Origin of the sequence: Chryseobacterium sp. SIMBA_028 (genome assembly GCF_046535285.1) — a bacterium.
GTDB lineage: Bacteria > Bacteroidota > Bacteroidia > Flavobacteriales > Weeksellaceae > Chryseobacterium.
The window spans coordinates 29,999-47,089 of sequence record NZ_JAWRWZ010000016.1 but is presented as its reverse complement, the minus strand read 5'-3'; the positions used below and the strand labels follow the sequence as shown (position 1 = coordinate 47,089).

The following is a 17,091-nucleotide window of genomic DNA, read 5'->3' as shown; positions in this document are numbered from 1 at the left end:
TTTATTACGCAAAAAAACAATTACTTTTTTATAGAATCAGCATGATATTTATCACCGGAATCAAATCTGTATTATGTTAAGTTTTAAGAGATAATGGTATAATGTAAGGCATAAAAAAAATCTCTCCGAAACAGAGAGATTTTATCTTTAGTTTTCATTTAGTATATCAAGAATAATCTGACATCCTTCCCTGATTTCTTCCATCGATAATGTAAGAGGTGGGGATATTCTCAGGTACTCATTTCTGTATAGTTGCCAGAATACAATAAGTCCTTTTTCCATACATTTTTTAGCTACGCCCAAGGTATATTCTGGAGATCCAAGATTTACAGCAAGCATTAAACCTTTACCGTTAATATTTTTAATCTTTGGGTGCACCAAAAGTTCTCTGAATAGCTTTTCTTTTGCATCCACTTCATTCATTAAGCCACTATCCAGTACTTCTTTTAAAGTAGCATAACTGGCTGCTGCAATGAGGGGATTCCCACCAAAAGTAGTAATGTGTCCAAGTTTAGGGGAATGTGATAACGTTTCCATAATTTTTCTGGAGCTCATGAAAGCCCCTACAGGAACACCACCGCCCATTCCTTTTCCCATCACCAAAATATCAGGAACTATTCCAAAGTGTTCAAATGAGAACAATTTCCCCGTTCTTCCGAACCCTGGCTGAATTTCATCCAGAATTAGAAGAGCCCCCACTTCTTCGCATCTTCTTTTTAGTTTGATCAGATAATCTTTATCTGGCACTAAAAACCCTGCTGCTCCCTGAATGGTTTCAAGGATAACACAGGCCGTTTTCTCTGTGATCTTGTCAAAATCCTTTTCGTTATTAAATTCAATGAAAGAAACCATTGGCAACAACGGACGAAATTCTCTTTTATGGGTTTCATTTCCTGAAACGCTCAAAGCTCCATGTGTATTTCCGTGGTAAGAGTTTTTAAAGGAAACTATTTCTTCTCTTCCTGTATATCGCTTTGCCAGTTTTAAGCTTCCGTCAATAGCTTCTGCTCCACTGTTCACAAGATAGGTTACTTCCAAAGGTTCCGGTGTGGCTTCTGCAAGCAATTTACATATTGCTATAGGCTTATCCTGTGCATATTCTCCGTATACCATTACGTGAAGATACTTGTCTGCCTGCTCTTTAATGGCATTAACAATTTTAGGATGTGAATGTCCCAGAGTATTGGCAGAAACTCCTGCTACAAAGTCAAGATATTTCTTTCCGTCTGTACCATAAATATAGCTTCCCTCTGCTTTTTCAACTTCAAAACCTGCTGCAAATTGGGTAGTTTGCGCCTGATATGTAAAAAAATCTTTATGCATTTCCATCGTCTCAAAAAATTTCAGCAAAGCTATAAAAGATTCAGCAAATGCCGAAATTATTGGCAGGGAATAAAAAAACCGCCTTAATAAATAAAGCGGTTGTATATTATTTTCTTACTCTCTTTGGTTTCTTAGCTTCTTCTTTAGCTTTTTCCTTTTCTATGACATCCTGTGCCTGGTCGTAGAGTTCATTGTCTGAGGAATACTTGATTTCCTCATAGTTTGGACTATCTACTAATATATCCTGCCATTTCCTGATCCTGTCTTTTGTATTCCAGTTAAAATCCGGGAATTTCCTTCTTGCAGGCTCTATTTTACTCATAGGATAGGTATCTGAAGTTGCTCCAATGCTACAAGAAATGATCTGCAGTCCTCTTTCTTCAAATAAGGCACCAATAATTCCGCAGGCAGAAAGTGTTATACCTATTCTTTCCGGTTTTTGGGTTTCCTTATCTACATCATCTACATAGGCAATTGCCTGTGCATTTCCTACTACCCTTGCTTCTTTTATATCATTATTCTCATAATACACCGTCATAAACTTTCCTTTCACCTGATTAAATTCATCTTTCAGGGTTAGGGAATCTACCTTACTGATAGCAAAGGCATTTCCAATGACTTTTAGTGAGTCTATATTTTCGGTTTTTGTATTAAAGTAAGCCTCTACCTTATCTCCGGTTACCTGCTTTTCACCACTCCACAAAATTGGATTTGTATACATATGCATGATCCCATCTGTCTCATTGAAAGCGATAGAGTCAGCTCTTCCCTGTGCATTGGACTTGAAAATTCTTGCTTTTTTATAGGCTCTTAAATAGCTTTTCTTTATTTTGATATCTGATGAATCCGGTTTTTGATAGGAGATGATTTTTTCTGAGGCAAAGTAAATGGAATCTTTTTCCATGATCTTCACAGCATACGGATTCTTCGTCATCATTGAAGAATCTTTCTTTTCGAAGATTTCTCCATATCCTCCTTTTATGTATCTTCTTTCCTTAGGATCATCCAAAGTCACATTTCCTGTCGCTTTTCCAAACCCGGAAAGTTGATTGTAGTACATATCATCACCGGTAAGGATTTTGTCATTATAAAAGATCTTGGAATTTTTGTTAAGGAAAGCTTCCTTAGTTTCCATTCTATAAGTTCCTCTTTCGGTGTATACTCTATTTTTGGGATTAGCACGATTGGTAATGGTGGTAGGTCCAAAAAATTCGGCAACTTTAGTATTCTGATTCTGTTTAATATTCGCTCCCTCAATGATGTATTGAGCATTATCTATTTTCACATTTCCTACAAAATCAATCATTTTAGTGGTCAGAAAATAGGTAGCAGATTTTGTATACATTACATTACCCTGACTGTCCGAGATGGTACCACCAGTATTAAAATAGGCTTGATTATTAAGCTTATCATAATACAGAATATCTGTTTTAATGGTTTGCTTGGGATCTGTAAGGACAACATTTTTCCGGGCAACACCTTTTTGGGTATTACCGTCATATTCCATCTCACCGGCAGTAATTACAGAGCCATCAGCATTCTGAAGCCTTGTATTGCCTATGGCTTTTACAAAGTTTTCTTCATTGTATATGATAACTTCATCTGCTGTAAGGACGGAGCCTTGATGTTCAATCTGAACATTCCCTGTAAGATATTGATTCCCCTCATATTTTTCAGGGTTTTTGCTCATCTCATCTGCATGGATGATCTTTACTTTATTTTCAGGTTTCAGCTGCTTGGGTTGAGCCGGTGATGGAGTCTGCAAATAAGGATCTCTCTTCACCGGAGTTTTCTCCTGCGCAAAGCTGAGCGTAGAAATAAAGAGTAACAGAAAAAAGATTATTCTCATTAATTAGTCATTCTTAGTGCCATAAAAATACAGCGAATGAGAATCAATTTTTACGCCAAATGCTTCTTCAATAGCTTCTTTGATTCCTTGGATTCTTGGGTCACAGAATTCAATAATTTCTTCAATTTCCTTATCAGAATCTTTTTTGTAGATTACCAAGTGGTCATGCTGCTTATCAAAATAAGACTTTTCATAGGATGAAGAAGTCAAGGTCTTTTCTCCAAACTGATGCTTACGTATAAGGCCTGCATCAAGGAAAATTTCAATAGTATTATAAATAGTAGCCTTAGAAACATGATATTTTTTCTGCATCATCAGAAGATACAGATCATCTACATTGAAGTGATGATCCATATTATAAATTTCTTCTAATATCGTATATCTTTCAGGTGTGTTTCTAAACCCTTTTTCTAATAAGTAGTTTCTTAAAACATCCTTGATTAAAGCTATATTTTTTTCTTTTTGTATTGTATCCATTAAAAAAATTATCTACAAATTTATCGATTTTTATTTAAATAGATAGTATGGTTAAATGTTCCTGAGCCTAAGAGTTATGACGGAAGTAACCGGACTGTTCAATCTTATTATCATATACCGTAAGTTCTGTAATAGGTGCAGATTCTACTTCTACGTTGTGAGAAGACACTCCCCAAGCTTTAAAGTCGTCACTTCCAATATACTTCACAAAGTTGTAAATATTCAGGGTAATCTTCTGTTTAACAGTTAAAAGGATATCGTTGATATAGGTGTTATCTATGATTACATACTTCAAATCCGGTGGTATATTATGAGCTCTTAAGGATGGGTGACTGCTTCTTGACGGGATGGTTCCGTCAGCCATAAGATCTTTCAAAACCATATTGAAATAATCATTAATTCTTCGGTCTACCTTAAATCCTAAAAGGAAGTTAATTTTATAAACTGTTCCAGGCAAAATTTCATCTACCGTATATTTGAATGTGTATGGATCTTCCTGATTAACAATGCTCAGGATAAAGTAATGATCTGCTCTTTTCGGTTGTTTTTTAATGATGGAATAAATAATTTTAGATTCTACCTCATCATTTCTTTTTGCTCTGCTCAGGTAAGCCAGGTTGGTCGCATATTTTGGAATTGTTTCATCCAGCTTCATATCTTTAAGAATAGAAATATACTTATCAATCTTTACATACTGGATAAAGTTAGCTTTAATAAGTCTTCCATTATACCAGGCGTACATACATACTGCAATAAATCCACCTAATACCATTGTCAGCCATCCTCCGTCTACAAACTTAATTACATTTGCATAGAAGAATCCTGATTCTAGGAACAGGTAAACGACTGCAAAACCTGCAATGAAGATCTTATTTACTCTTGTACGGCTCAGCCAGTATAAAAGAAGAATGGTTGTCATCAACATGGTGATGGTAATCGTAAGTCCATATGCCGCTTCCATATGTTCTGATTTCTGGAAAAATACAACCACTACAAAACAGAAAGCCATTAATCCCCAGTTAATTCTAGGAATATACATTTGTCCTTTGATCCCTGATGGATATTCAATGTGTTGATTGGGCCAGAAAGAAATAGACATTGCTTCTGAAAACATGGTAAATGAACCTGTAATTACCGCCTGGCTGGCAATGATTGCAGCTGCTGTAGCCAGTATTACACTTGGTAAAACAGCCCATTCCGGCATAATTCCAAAGAAAGGGTTTACTCCGTTATGTACCTGATGATAATTATCCAATAGCCACGACCCCTGCCCTAAATAGTTTAGGATAAGCATTAGTTTAACAAAAATCCAACTGATTCTGATATTCTTTGCTCCACAGTGTCCCAGATCGGAATAAAGGGCCTCTGCTCCCGTTGTACACAGGAAAACAGCTCCCATGATCACAATGGCACTGGATGAATGCGTAATCAGGTTATACGCATACATTGGGTTGAATGCTCTGATAATTTCAATATGATCAAAAATATGCATTGATCCAGAAATTCCTAAAACAAGGAACCAGGTGACCATTACCGGTCCAAAAAACTTACCAATAGAGGCTGTTCCGAATTGCTGAACCACAAAAACGATAAACAGAATAACTAATGTAATAAGTACTACCGGGGTTTCGGGGTTGTATATTTTAAGCCCCTCAATAGCAGACATCACCGTTAAGGATGGCGTAATCACACTATCTGCCACTAGTGTGGAGGCCCCTATAATGGCGACTATATACAGCCATTTCTTTTTGAGTTTCTTTACCAGGGAATACAAGGCAAGAATCCCTCCTTCACCCTTGTTATCTGCTCTTAATGCAATGATAACATATTTCAGGGTTGTCTGAAGCGTCAATGTCCAGATGATACAGGATAATGCTCCCTCAATGTATTCATCAAATGGCATGGTAGCGCCGTCTTTCCTTGCGTTCACAATCGCTTTCATTACGTAAAGCGGTGATGTACCAATATCTCCGAAAACGATCCCGAGAGATACTATAACGCCTACAAATGAAAGCTTCTTTAGGTCAAAGTGATGACCGCCTTCTGTAACTTCTGCCATATCAGCCAATTTATTTTTTTAAAAGCGCAAATTTATATCAATTTTATGACCCCAAGAACTTTTCTTCATGAATATAATAAATGAAAAAACTTCCTTTCGGAAGTTTTTCTCTATTACTATTTAACGTACATCGCTTTTTTAATTTCCTCTTTTACTTTTTCAAGCTTAGGGAACCACTCTGCAAATAATGCAGAAGAATAAGGTGCAGGCGCATCAGGAGTAGTAATTCTCTTAATTGGAGCATCTAAATAATCGAATGCTTTTTGCTGTACCATGTATGTAATTTCAGAAGATATTGAACCGAATGGCCAAGCTTCTTCTAAGATAACTAATCTATTTGTTTTCTTTACAGATTCTAAAATCGTATCAAAATCCAGTGGACGAATTGTTCTAAGATCGATAACTTCTACAGAGATTCCTTCTTTAGCCATATCTTCAGCAGCCTGAATAGCCAGCTTCATGATTTTACCGAAAGAAACCAAAGTAACGTCTGTACCTTCTTTCTTAATTTCTGCTTTTCCTATTGGTAAATAGTATTCTTCTTCAGGAATTTCCATTTTATCTCCATACATCTGCTCAGATTCCATGAAAATAACCGGGTCATTATCCTGAATAGCTGTTTTCAACAATCCTTTTGCATCGTAAGGGTTCGAAGGAACGATTACTTTAAGACCAGGAACATTTGCAAACCAGTTTTCGAAAGCCTGAGAGTGAGTAGCTCCCAATTGTCCTGCAGAAGCAGTAGGTCCTCTGAAAACGATAGGACAGTTCCACTGACCTCCACTCATCTGACGGATTTTCGCTGCGTTATTAATAATCTGATCAATACCTACCAATGAGAAATTGAACGTCATATACTCTACAATTGGTCTGTTACCATTCATCGCAGCTCCTACAGCAATTCCTGTAAAACCAAGTTCAGCAATGGGTGTATCGATTACTCTTTTAGAACCAAATTCATCCAACATTCCTTTTGAAGCTTTATACGCACCATTGTATTCTGCAACTTCCTCCCCCATTAAAAAGATGGATTCGTCTTTACGCATTTCCTCGCTCATTGCTTGTGCAATTACCTCACGAAAAGTATATTCTGCCATATTTATTTGAAAAATTTAGACTACAAAAATAGTGTTTTTTTATTACTAACATAACAAAAAAGGCATCTCATTTAAATGGAAAGCCTCAATATTAATTTTATTTAAAAAGGTTTTTCCTCGTGACAGCCTAGTTTTTTGTAGTTTTTTCTAAGGTCACACAAAATTTTTATTAGATTCCGTTGTTCGCAATCTTCCATTTCTGTTTATTATGTTTAAAGTGAAGATTTCATTTATAAGCACTAAGATTTCTGGTAGAGTTTATTACCACAAAAAACGACATTTCATTTCTGAAATGCCGTCTTAAAATTCTATTTAAACTTATATTAATTAGCTCTCTCCCAAACCTGGGTTCTACCTAATAATGATAATCCCAGATAGCCTCTTACATTTAGCTTATCTCCGCTTTTTGTAACAGTACATTTATAAGTTTTACCCGTTTTTGGATCTGTAATAGTTCCTCCGGTAAACTCATCACCCTCTTTTTTCAATCCTCTGATGATCTCCAAACCTACAATTGGCTTACCCTTTCTGTCATCTTTACAAGCTGAACAGTTAGGATCAGCAGGTTTTATCAACAATTGGGAAACTTTTCCATAGTATTTTCCATCTGATTTTTTAAAAATCTCTACAATAGACTTCGCCTGCTTTGTTTCATCATCTATCGTCTTCCATTTGCCTTCTATCTGTGCAAACGTAAGTACACTAAATAAAGAAAGTGCAAATGTTAACATTAATTTTTTCATATTTCTTATAGTTTTAATTTTAATATAATATTCTTATCTACGTATTGATAAAAATATAAATTAATTTTCAACAAACAAAAACTTTTATTATACAAAGCATAAAGAGATACAATAGAGAAAAGATAAAATAGTGAAACTGTAAAATTTCCACATCAAAATTCTTTGCCTTTACGGCCTTTCTCTTTGTTCTGTTTACTCCTAGTACAGCTTTCTATTGATTACTCTGTTCATATAATCCTGATACCATGCCTTAGCAATCTTCTTCCCTTTTTCCACCTCAGGAGTTTTAAGCTGATCTATCAGATTTTTTTCAAAACCTAGATCCGTTTTATCATAAACCCCTATGATTTCTTTTCCATCAAAGCGATAAATGTAGTCTCCAATGATAAACTGCTCTGTATTTCCATCTGAATTCATCATAATAGGCGTATACTTTTTATCACTTACCAAACTTCTTCCCCAGCTTCTGATAGGTTTGTTGTAGCCAATAAGATCAGCTAATGTTGGATAGATATCTATTTGTTGGGCTATTTCCTGATTTTCTCCTTTAAGCTTATATTCAGGATTTGGAGAATAGAAAACCAATGGAACAGCGAAACGATTCATTGCCTTTTCATATTCAGGATAATAAATCTGGTTGGTATGATCTCCGGTAAATACAAAGATGGTATTATTAAACCAAGGTTGTTTTTTAGCAGTTTCAAAATACTTTTTAATGGAGTAATCGGTATACTGTATTGGCTCATGCATTTCCAATGGTCCTTTTTTGAATTTTCCTTTATATTTTTCAGGAATTTTAAAAGGGTGGTGAGAAGAGGCAGTGAATACCGTTGTCATGAAAGGTTGCTTTTTTCCAACGTTTTTAGCAAAATACTGCAGGAAGGGTTCATCCCAGATGGCCCACATTCCGTCAAAGTCTTCATCATGATTGTATTCTGTTTTTCCAAAATAATGTTTAAATCCAAGGATATTTCCAAAACCAAGAAACCCCATAGATCCATTGGGTGCTCCATGATAAAAAGAAGTATCATAGCCAAGATCATTACATACAGAAACTATTGATTGTATTTTCTGATTAGAATATGGTGATCCTGTAAACGCATCGGTAAGACTCGGAATTCCTGCCAATACACTGCTCATCCCATGAATAGACTGTCTTCCGTTTGCAAATGTATTAGGAAAAATAAGACTTTGGGTAGCCAGACTATCCATAAAAGGGGTATAGGAAACATAGTCTTTAATATTCTTATCCTTATTAAAAGCGCCGGAATACTCTCTACCAAATGATTCTACAATAAAAATAACAATATTGGGGCGGTTTTCTATCTTTCTGTCATATACTTTATAAGGCTGCACATTGTCTTCAATATACTTTTCATCCACAAAGTGAACTTCCTTAAAATTATTGGTATTTAGGGTTCTAAAAAATGAGAAAGTACTGTTGAGAACCAGATTTCCCTGTAATGGATTTGCTACAAATCGCGTGGCATCTACCATATTAATTGGCCTTGTACTATGCTTAAAGTCTCCTCTGATTCCTCCTACAACCAATACAGCAGTAATACATAAAGTAACAATGGAAGAAAGAAAGTATGGCAATAGTCTTGCAGGCTTTGCCTCTTCAACCTTTACTCTTTTATAAAGGAAAACCCATAATCCCATTAAAATAATAAACCAAATCAGCACAAAAGGATGTTGCCCGATCGAGATCATGAGCGTTTGGGAAACATTGGACTCGTGTTCTGCCACCTGAAATACAGCAGATGTCAATCTGGCCTGAGAGAATTTATAATAAATAAAATCTCCAAAGTTCATAGCATACGCCAGTCCGTTTGTAATAAAATAAAGCCAGAAAAGAACTTTCTGAAATACTTTTTTCGTATTGATAACCAGCGGAAGAAGACTGAGCAGTATAAATAATGCATTAACGTACAAAATTGCTGTGGTATCGAATGCTGTACCATGGTAGGCAAGCTTTAGATAGTCTGAAACAGAATCTACCTTGATCAGGTCTTTATTAAAAAACCAAAATAAAAGTCTTGCAATCTGATAAAAAGCATAGGCTAAAAAAATTCTGTAAAGCAATGCCAGAACTTCCTGTTTTCTAAATCCTTTTAAAAATTTCATGGGGCAAATTTACACCAAAATCACTTTATTGCATTTTTTAGTGCAGATTATTTTGAGTTTGAATTTTTAAAAACTGTAATTTTGTGGTTATGGATTTTATAAAGAATAATCTGGCCAATGCCTTGACCCTGGCTAATTTATTTGCAGGCTGTGTGGGTGCAATACATCTTATTTTAGGAGACTATCAAACAACGGCAATATGCCTTATCCTCTCCTCCATCTTCGATTTCTTTGACGGGTTTGTAGCCAGAGCCGTAAAATCAAACTCCAATCTGGGGCTTCAGCTTGATTCCCTTGCGGATATGGTAAGCTTTGGATTGATCCCGGGACTCACCATGTATAAAGCACTTGAACCATTTGGGACTGAGCTTCTTGGGTTCCATTTTCCATTTGAGATCAAATATATAGGATTATTGGTAACTACTTTCTCTTGCTTAAGACTTGCCATTTTTAACCTTGACGAGGAACAGAGATATTATTTCAAAGGATTAAATACTCCTACCAATACCGTTTTACTGTTTGGTTTATATTACGCCTTTAAAGAAACAGGAACCTTCAGCTTTTTATTTGAAAACGAATTGCTGCTGATTTTACTAACACTTCTTACTTCATGGCTTCTGATTAGCCCAATAAAGATGATGGCAATGAAATTCAAATCCAAGCAACTGAAAGACAATTATCCAAAAGTAATATTACTGGTAGGCGGAATTGCAATTCTTGCTTTTTTCCAAGTGGTAGGAATTCCAATGCTTGTCATCTATTATATATTGGTATCACTTGTTTTTCAAGGACAACTAAAATAAAAGTTAAAAAACTTATATGAGGATACAAAACGAATGTATACCTCCCTTTACAATTAACACATTTTCAAATCATTAATGAGCAACATGAACTTAAAACTCCATAAACCACTTTGTATTTTTGACCTGGAAACTACAGGAACCAACATCGGAAAAGACAGAATCGTTGAGATCTGTATCCTAAAGGTAAATCCTGATGCATCCAGAGAAAGCAAAACATGGCGTGTTAACCCGGAAATGCTGATTCCAAGAGAAAGCAGTGAAATTCACGGAATTTATGACGAGGACATAAAAGACGCCCCTACATTTAGAGATATTGCTTCTAAAGTCATGGAAATGATTACAGGTACCGACCTTGGAGGCTTCAATTCCAACAGATTTGATGTTCCGCTTTTGGCTGAAGAGTTATTAAGAGTAGGAATGGATTTTGATCTTAGTAAATTCAAACTGGTGGATGCACAAACGATCTTCCATAAAAAGGAACCTAGAAATCTTGGAGCCGCTTACCAGTTTTATTGTGGGAAAACTCTTGAAAATGCACATTCTGCAGAAGCAGACGTAATGGCAACCTTTGAGGTTTTGGACGCTCAGGTAGGAAAATACGATGATATTCCGAAGGAAATTGCTCCGTTAAGCGAGTTTACATTCCATAACAAGAATGCAGACCTAGCCGGATTTATTGGTTACAATGAAAAAATGGAGGAAGTTTTCAATTTCGGAAAGTATAAAGGACAAGGGGTAAAAGCTGTCTTCCAAAAGGATCTTGGGTATTTCGGATGGCTTCAGAATGCTGACTTCCCTTTATACACTAAGAAAGTTTTTACAAAAATACAACTGTCAAGTAAATTTTAATTATGTCTGATCTGATTCGTTTTAAGTTTTATGAAACTGCCCTTGAAGCCAATAGGGATAAACAAATATTGGCTGAAAACGGCATTAACAGTTTTATAGCCAATGAGCAGCTTATTCAATCAGACTGGTTGCTATCACAAGCTGTGGGCGGAATTCAGCTTCAGGTTTTTGAGGATGATCTGGAAAAAGCCACTCAGGTTCTTCAGGATTATAAGGATAATGAACAGTATTCGTTAGAAGTAGAGCATACCATTGAAGATCCTGAATTTGATTTTTTATGCCCAAAATGTGATTCCAATCATATTTACAGGGATGATAAGGCAACCAGCTTTTTTGGAATATCATTTTTAACGAGTCATAAGTTTATATGTTATTACTGTGGAAATGAGTTTACCCATTAAAACATAAAAAATTATATATTTCAGATTTACAAGCAGTTTTATTATTAAATAACAGATTCCTTTGCTCCCTGTAATGGGATTCGAAGAAAATAAATAAAAAAGAATTATGAAAATCATCTGTATTGGAAGAAATTACAGCGAACACGCTAAAGAATTAGGAAACGAAATTCCGGAGAACCCTGTTATTTTTATGAAGCCGGATACTGCGGTTTTAAAGGGAAGTGATTTTTATATTCCTGAATTTACAAATGACATCCACTATGAACTGGAAGTGGTTTTAAAAATTTCAAAAGGAGGGAAATATATTCAAAAGGAAACGGCTCATAAGCATTACGAAGAAATCAGCCTGGGAATCGATTTTACGGCCCGAGATCTTCAGAGTGAGCTGAAGTCTAAAGGACTTCCTTGGGAGCTTGCCAAAGGCTTTGATGGCTCTGCAGTGGTAGGAAATTTCTTTAAGAAAGAGAACTACAACCTGGAAAGCCTGCCCTTCTCTCTTTTAAAGAATAAAGAGAAAGTTCAGGATGGTAATACAAAGGATATGTTATTTCATTTTGATGATATCATTGCTTTTGCTTCTCAGTACTTTACCTTAAGAGTGGGTGACCTTATTTATACGGGAACACCAAAAGGAGTTGGAAAGGTAGAAGAAAATGATATTCTTGAGGCTTATCTTGAAGACGAAAAAATCCTTGATATCCGAATATTATAAGTTAATTAACATAAAGTTTGGCAAATTTTTCATATCTTTAGGTAACAAAATGAAAGGTTATGATAAACATTGTATTACCCGTAGATTTTGGGGACAAAACTGACCAATTGGTAGATGGCGCCATAAAATTTGCAAAACAACTTAATGGTAAAATTTATCTCATCCATGTAGCACCATCAGATATTGGCTTTGCCATCGGTGATATGGGGTTTCAGTATTTCCCGGAAGTGGAAGCGAATGAAATCAGGGAAGAGCTGGTACAGCTTAACAAAATTGAACAAAGAATCATCGCGCATGATATTGATTGCGAGCATCTTTTAAAACAAGGACTGGCTAAAGACATTATTCTGGAATATGCCAAAGCAAAAAATGCTGATTACATCGTAATGGGATCTCACGGAAGAAGTGGAATTTATGATGTATTTGTAGGAAGCTTAACGAAAGGGCTTACTAAAAGCTCAAACATCCCTGTTCTGGTACTTCCCATCCACGACTAAGTAAAAGAAATTTTTAATCGTTAGTAATAAAAAAACCGATCAAATAAATTATTTGATCGGTTTTTTACTATATAACCAATTAATTAACCTTCTTTTTTGTAGATTTTTGGATCGTAGTAAGGATTCTTACCTTCCGTTGGAGAATAATAGTCTTTGTCTTTATCGCCTCCTAGTGTAACTACCAGCACATAGCACCAATAAGTAAACAGTACACAGCAAACTATAAATAGAATCCAGTTTAAAACATTTCCAAAAGCATCAAAGAAACCGAAAGTCCATTTGAAAACTTTGCTTAAGAATAGAAAGAAAGACGTCATTATTTTCCTTTTTTAAATTAACTTTGTACAAATTTATAAAAAATGTTTAAATTACTTTCAAAAGAAAGCAATATTTTTTCAATTCCTGTTTATATTGGTTTTCTTCTTTTAGTAGTAATAATATTTAACATACTGAATTTCAACACTTATGAAGCAATTGTTGCCGGAATTACTTTTCTGGGAATTGCTTTAGGATATTTTTGTTTTCACAGTATTGCTCTCAATTATCAGACCCATCTGCCTTTATTTCTATATACTATTTTTATTTTCGGGTTATATCCGGGAAATTTGGATATAGGAATAGCTGTTTCATTGCTTACCAATTCCTTTCTCATCCTTCTTCTTACCAGTGCAGATGAAGATGTAAGGAAAAAATCGTATGTGTTGGTAGGAGCCATTATTGCCCTGACCTTTATTTTTCTTCCCACCACCTGGCCCTTGGCTCTTTTTGTAATTATCCATGTCATTGCAACCTCTGCCAAAATAGGATTAAACCTTTTCAGGTTTCTTTTAGGAATTGTTCTGATTATATTCAGTTATTTTTCTGTCATGTATTTTGTTCAGTTTACTTCGTGGGACATAGATTATTTTCCGTTTGGAAAAATGAAGCCCGTAACCGATTATACTGAACTTGTACCTCTGATTCCTGTGGTTATAATGCTCATCTATGCAGTATATGACCACTTTAAAAACTATAACAAGAAAAGCCCGATAAGCAGATATAAATATACTTTTCTGCTGGTTTTCTCCGCAGCCCAGCTTATTACCATCATTCTGTATATGAATAAAAGCTACGAATATTTACTTCTTTTAGCATTTCCATCCAGTATTATCTTAAGCAGAATGATGAGATTTTTACCTAAATACTGGATGCAGGAGGCTTGCCTATGGCTTATTATTATAAGTTTATTTGCCTTTAAAGCAGGTACAGTTTTTGATTTATTTTAAAAAATTATGATTCAGATAGACGATAAATTGATTTCTGAGGAAATCTTTTCCGAAGAATTTGTTTGCAACCTTACAAAATGTAAGGGGGCATGTTGTGTGGAAGGAGATGTAGGAGCTCCTTTGGATAAAAATGAGCTTGAAATACTGGACGGTATTTTTGATAAAATAAAGCCCTATCTTACCCAGGAAGGGGTAAAAGCCCTTGAAGAGCAAGGAACATGGACTACCGATCCACACGACGGAATGTATGTTACTCCTATGGTGGAGAATCGCGAATGTGCCTATGTAACCTTTGATGAAAAAGGAATTACTAAATGTGGTATTGAAAAAGCCTATGAAGATGGTGCTGTAGACTGGCAGAAACCAATCTCATGTCACCTCTACCCTATCAGGGTTACAGAATATTCTGCATTTACGGCTTTAAATTATCATGAATGGAATGTATGCAGCGACGCCTGTACTCTTGGAAAAGAACTTCAGGTACCTGTTTACAAGTTTCTAAAAACACCATTGATAAGAAAGTATGGTGAAGAATTCTACACTGTTCTAAGCGGAGCAGCTGATGAGTGGAAGAAAGAATATGGTTCATAATAATTTATAAACCTTTGACAAATACAAAAGCCGGAAAATGTCCGGCTTTTGTATTTATAATGTATTAGATTCTCTATTTAAAATCTGCATCTGTAACCCCAGAATTGATCACAATTTTAGTAGTCTTGATGTTTACTTTTTGTCCGCCTCCCTCAGCGTCTACTTCAGCTGGAAACTTCAATCCGTCTACCGTCATATAACTTTTTACAGTTATATTCCCCTCTCCTGCCATTGTTTTATACAAAAGACCTGTATCCGCATCAAAATAAAATTTTCCTTTATCTGAAGAAAGTAAATTATAATCTTTACCATCCAGTTTTTCCACCGTTACATTTTGAAAATTAGCCCCTTCAAAAGCCAATGCGTCTACTGGTTTTCCTTTTTTCAATTCAGCAATCTTATCTGCAGGAATATCTGTTTTCTTTCCCAACTGGTCAAAGTATCCTTTTTCGCCATCAAAAAGCTGAACCATCTGCTGTCCCATAAGTGACTGTACAGACTTAAATTTATTGCCTAATTTTCTTGTTGTCATTGTAATTTCCATTCCCTGCGCACTCATCGTGTTATCAGTAATCATGGATTTTACAGCTTCTAATTTATCTTTTCCACCCAATGCTTTGAAATAGTTATCCAATACATCTTTAGCCGTTAGCTTTGATTGTACAGCCTCTGTTTTAGCAGAAGCGGCATCTTTCTTCTGAGCTGCTGCCGGCACAGAAAAAAGTACGGCACAGAAAAATGGAATGATGATCTTTTTCATATATGTAATAAGTTTAAAGGGTAAATATAGGAATATTGGATGACATACTTAAAATAATGAGTAATGAATATAAGCAATACGTAGTGGGCTGATGGGATAAAGCATATGAAGAAATGTAAAATTGAAAGATAGGTTTTTTCTAAGTTAAAATAAAAAAACCGCCAAAAAATTGACGGTTTTCAAATATTTATATCGGTATATAATTATTTCTTAAGCTCTTCTAAAAATTCGTCGTGAGAAATTTTAGTTTCTTTTTTGCTAGATTTTTCAAGGATAACATCCTTCAATTTAGCCATAGCTACTTCAGAAGAAATTTGTCTTACCTGCTCTTGGTCTTTCAACATTTCAACAGCATACTTTTGGATCTCCTCCTCACCTAGGTGGTGAATTCCGTAGATTGCCAATTGATTTTTCACTAACTGCTCAGCCTGCGCCAATACATCCGCGTAGTCAAGGTTAATTTCGTTATCAGTCATCAATTTTCCTTCGATGATCTGGTATCTCAATTGGTTTTTCTCAGCTTCAAGGATTTCTTTAGCTTGCTCTTCAGACTGGATGTTCTGGTTAGAGAACATTAACCATTTTACAAGGAAAGTTTCAGGAAGTGCCACTTCTTCTTTTTCAGTTACTTGCTCCAATACTTTATTCACGAAGTGAACATCAGCATTTTGTTGGAAGTACTCGTCTAATTCAATTTTTACTTTTTCCTTAAGCTCATCTTCAGAGTTAATGTTTCCTTCTCCGTATACTTTGTCGAATAAGTCTTGATTAAGCTCAGCTAAGTTTAATGAATAGAAGTCTTTTACTTTTACTTCTACCTCATTGTGGTGTAGGTGCTCTACTTCTTCTTTGCTGAATCCTAATTCCTTAGCTAATTCTTCATCACCTGCAAGAGTTTCCTTAGTAACTTTTACAGACCCGTCCATTTTCAAAGCCTTTACTAGTTTGAAAGCCTCCTTGTTGTCAGCGGTAACAGTAACGTTCTTTGGGTGGTGGTGGTGCTCTCCTTCAGCATCTTCTTCAACTACTTGAGAAACTTCTAAAGCAATGTAAGAATCTTTAGTGATTTTATCTTGAGGAACTTGCTCAGCGAAACGCTTCTGCATGTTTTCAATGCTCTTTGTGATTTCTTTTTCAGAAGCTTCTACTTTGTAGTGAGGTGCTTCATATTTAGCTAAATCTATAGTAAATGCAGGCTCATATCCTACTTCGAAAGCAACTTCTAACTGATCAGCGTTGTAATCGAACTCGTTTACTGGCTGAGGAACTGGCTGACCAACTAATCTTAACTTGTTTTCGTTAACATAATTGTTCAAAGCATCAGAAACTTGTTTGTTAATTTCTTCAAATGCAATACCTGCTTCATATTGTTTTTTAACCATACTCAAAGGCACTTTCCCTTTTCTGAATCCAGGAACTTGCGCATTTTTAGCATAATTAATCAACTGCTTCTCTACTTTTTCTTTGTAGTCAGATTTTTCCAATGTCACTGTAAGCAATGCACTTACATCATCATGGTTTTGTGCGGTAACCTTCAT

General features: G+C 35.5%; 17 protein-coding genes. 7 read left to right on the top strand and 10 right to left on the bottom strand.

Features of this window, described 5'->3' with window-relative positions:
- Positions 1 to 147 precede the first annotated feature (147 nt).
- From SCA31_RS19310 to SCA31_RS19280, 7 genes are all read right to left on the bottom strand, one after another.
- Positions 148 to 1,323 (bottom strand): aspartate aminotransferase family protein, encoded by a 1,176-nt coding sequence (locus tag SCA31_RS19310; RefSeq protein ID WP_410698716.1) that lies wholly within the window; start codon positions 1,321 to 1,323, stop codon positions 148 to 150.
- 106 nt (positions 1,324 to 1,429) lie between these two features.
- Entirely contained in the window at positions 1,430 to 3,172 is a 1,743-nt protein-coding gene (locus tag SCA31_RS19305) for an OstA-like protein (RefSeq protein ID WP_410698650.1), read from the bottom strand.
- Between the two features lie 3 nt (positions 3,173 to 3,175).
- The gene (locus SCA31_RS19300) at positions 3,176 to 3,649 is read right to left on the bottom strand and encodes a Fur family transcriptional regulator (protein ID WP_002976876.1); all 474 of its coding nucleotides are present in this window, start codon (positions 3,647 to 3,649) and stop codon (positions 3,176 to 3,178) included.
- A gap of 67 nt (positions 3,650 to 3,716) precedes the next feature.
- On the bottom strand, positions 3,717 to 5,708 hold the full coding sequence (locus SCA31_RS19295) for a KUP/HAK/KT family potassium transporter (RefSeq protein WP_410698649.1): 1,992 nt from the start codon (positions 5,706 to 5,708) through the stop codon (positions 3,717 to 3,719).
- A 116-nt stretch (positions 5,709 to 5,824) separates the two neighbouring features.
- Positions 5,825 to 6,805: a pyruvate dehydrogenase complex E1 component subunit beta gene (locus tag SCA31_RS19290; protein ID WP_076352679.1), complete on the bottom strand. Its 981-nt coding sequence runs from the start codon at positions 6,803 to 6,805 to the stop codon at positions 5,825 to 5,827.
- 323 nt (positions 6,806 to 7,128) lie between these two features.
- Positions 7,129 to 7,548 carry a DUF2147 domain-containing protein gene (locus tag SCA31_RS19285; RefSeq protein ID WP_410698648.1) on the bottom strand — a complete coding sequence of 140 codons (420 nt, stop codon included), beginning with the start codon at positions 7,546 to 7,548 and terminating at the stop codon, positions 7,129 to 7,131.
- Between the two features lie 198 nt (positions 7,549 to 7,746).
- A complete protein-coding gene (locus SCA31_RS19280; RefSeq protein WP_410698647.1) occupies positions 7,747 to 9,675 on the bottom strand; it encodes an LTA synthase family protein in 1,929 nt (642 codons plus the stop codon).
- 89 nt (positions 9,676 to 9,764) lie between these two features.
- Between SCA31_RS19280 and SCA31_RS19275 the strand changes: the two genes are divergently transcribed.
- From SCA31_RS19275 to SCA31_RS19255, 5 genes are all read left to right on the top strand, one after another.
- Positions 9,765 to 10,478, top strand: coding sequence for a CDP-alcohol phosphatidyltransferase family protein (locus tag SCA31_RS19275; protein WP_410698646.1), 714 nt, complete (start codon positions 9,765 to 9,767; stop codon positions 10,476 to 10,478).
- Between the two features lie 84 nt (positions 10,479 to 10,562).
- Positions 10,563 to 11,327 carry an exonuclease domain-containing protein gene (locus tag SCA31_RS19270; protein ID WP_410698645.1) on the top strand — a complete coding sequence of 255 codons (765 nt, stop codon included), beginning with the start codon at positions 10,563 to 10,565 and terminating at the stop codon, positions 11,325 to 11,327.
- A gap of 2 nt (positions 11,328 to 11,329) precedes the next feature.
- Complete coding sequence (locus SCA31_RS19265) at positions 11,330 to 11,728, top strand: putative signal transducing protein (RefSeq protein WP_410698644.1); 399 nt, start codon at positions 11,330 to 11,332, stop codon at positions 11,726 to 11,728.
- Between the two features lie 106 nt (positions 11,729 to 11,834).
- Complete coding sequence (locus SCA31_RS19260) at positions 11,835 to 12,440, top strand: fumarylacetoacetate hydrolase family protein (protein WP_410698643.1); 606 nt, start codon at positions 11,835 to 11,837, stop codon at positions 12,438 to 12,440.
- A 59-nt stretch (positions 12,441 to 12,499) separates the two neighbouring features.
- A complete protein-coding gene (locus SCA31_RS19255; RefSeq protein WP_410698642.1) occupies positions 12,500 to 12,937 on the top strand; it encodes a universal stress protein in 438 nt (145 codons plus the stop codon).
- Positions 12,938 to 13,020: 83 nt separating this feature from the next.
- Here SCA31_RS19255 and SCA31_RS19250 read toward each other — a convergent pair whose 3' ends face one another.
- Complete coding sequence (locus tag SCA31_RS19250) at positions 13,021 to 13,254, bottom strand: DUF6341 family protein (RefSeq protein ID WP_076352687.1); 234 nt, start codon at positions 13,252 to 13,254, stop codon at positions 13,021 to 13,023.
- Between the two features lie 42 nt (positions 13,255 to 13,296).
- Between SCA31_RS19250 and SCA31_RS19245 the strand changes: the two genes are divergently transcribed.
- Both SCA31_RS19245 and SCA31_RS19240 read left to right on the top strand, forming a co-directional pair.
- On the top strand, positions 13,297 to 14,202 hold the full coding sequence (locus SCA31_RS19245) for a DUF6427 family protein (protein ID WP_410698641.1): 906 nt from the start codon (positions 13,297 to 13,299) through the stop codon (positions 14,200 to 14,202).
- A 6-nt stretch (positions 14,203 to 14,208) separates the two neighbouring features.
- A complete protein-coding gene (locus SCA31_RS19240; protein ID WP_410698640.1) occupies positions 14,209 to 14,793 on the top strand; it encodes a DUF3109 family protein in 585 nt (194 codons plus the stop codon).
- A gap of 73 nt (positions 14,794 to 14,866) precedes the next feature.
- On the opposite strand, the gene SCA31_RS19235 is transcribed toward SCA31_RS19240, so the two are convergent.
- Together SCA31_RS19235 and SCA31_RS19230 are read right to left on the bottom strand one after the other, a co-directional pair.
- On the bottom strand, positions 14,867 to 15,553 hold the full coding sequence (locus tag SCA31_RS19235) for a hypothetical protein (protein WP_410698639.1): 687 nt from the start codon (positions 15,551 to 15,553) through the stop codon (positions 14,867 to 14,869).
- A 203-nt stretch (positions 15,554 to 15,756) separates the two neighbouring features.
- The gene (locus SCA31_RS19230; RefSeq protein ID WP_410698638.1) at positions 15,757 to 17,091 is read right to left on the bottom strand and encodes a trigger factor; all 1,335 of its coding nucleotides are present in this window, start codon (positions 17,089 to 17,091) and stop codon (positions 15,757 to 15,759) included.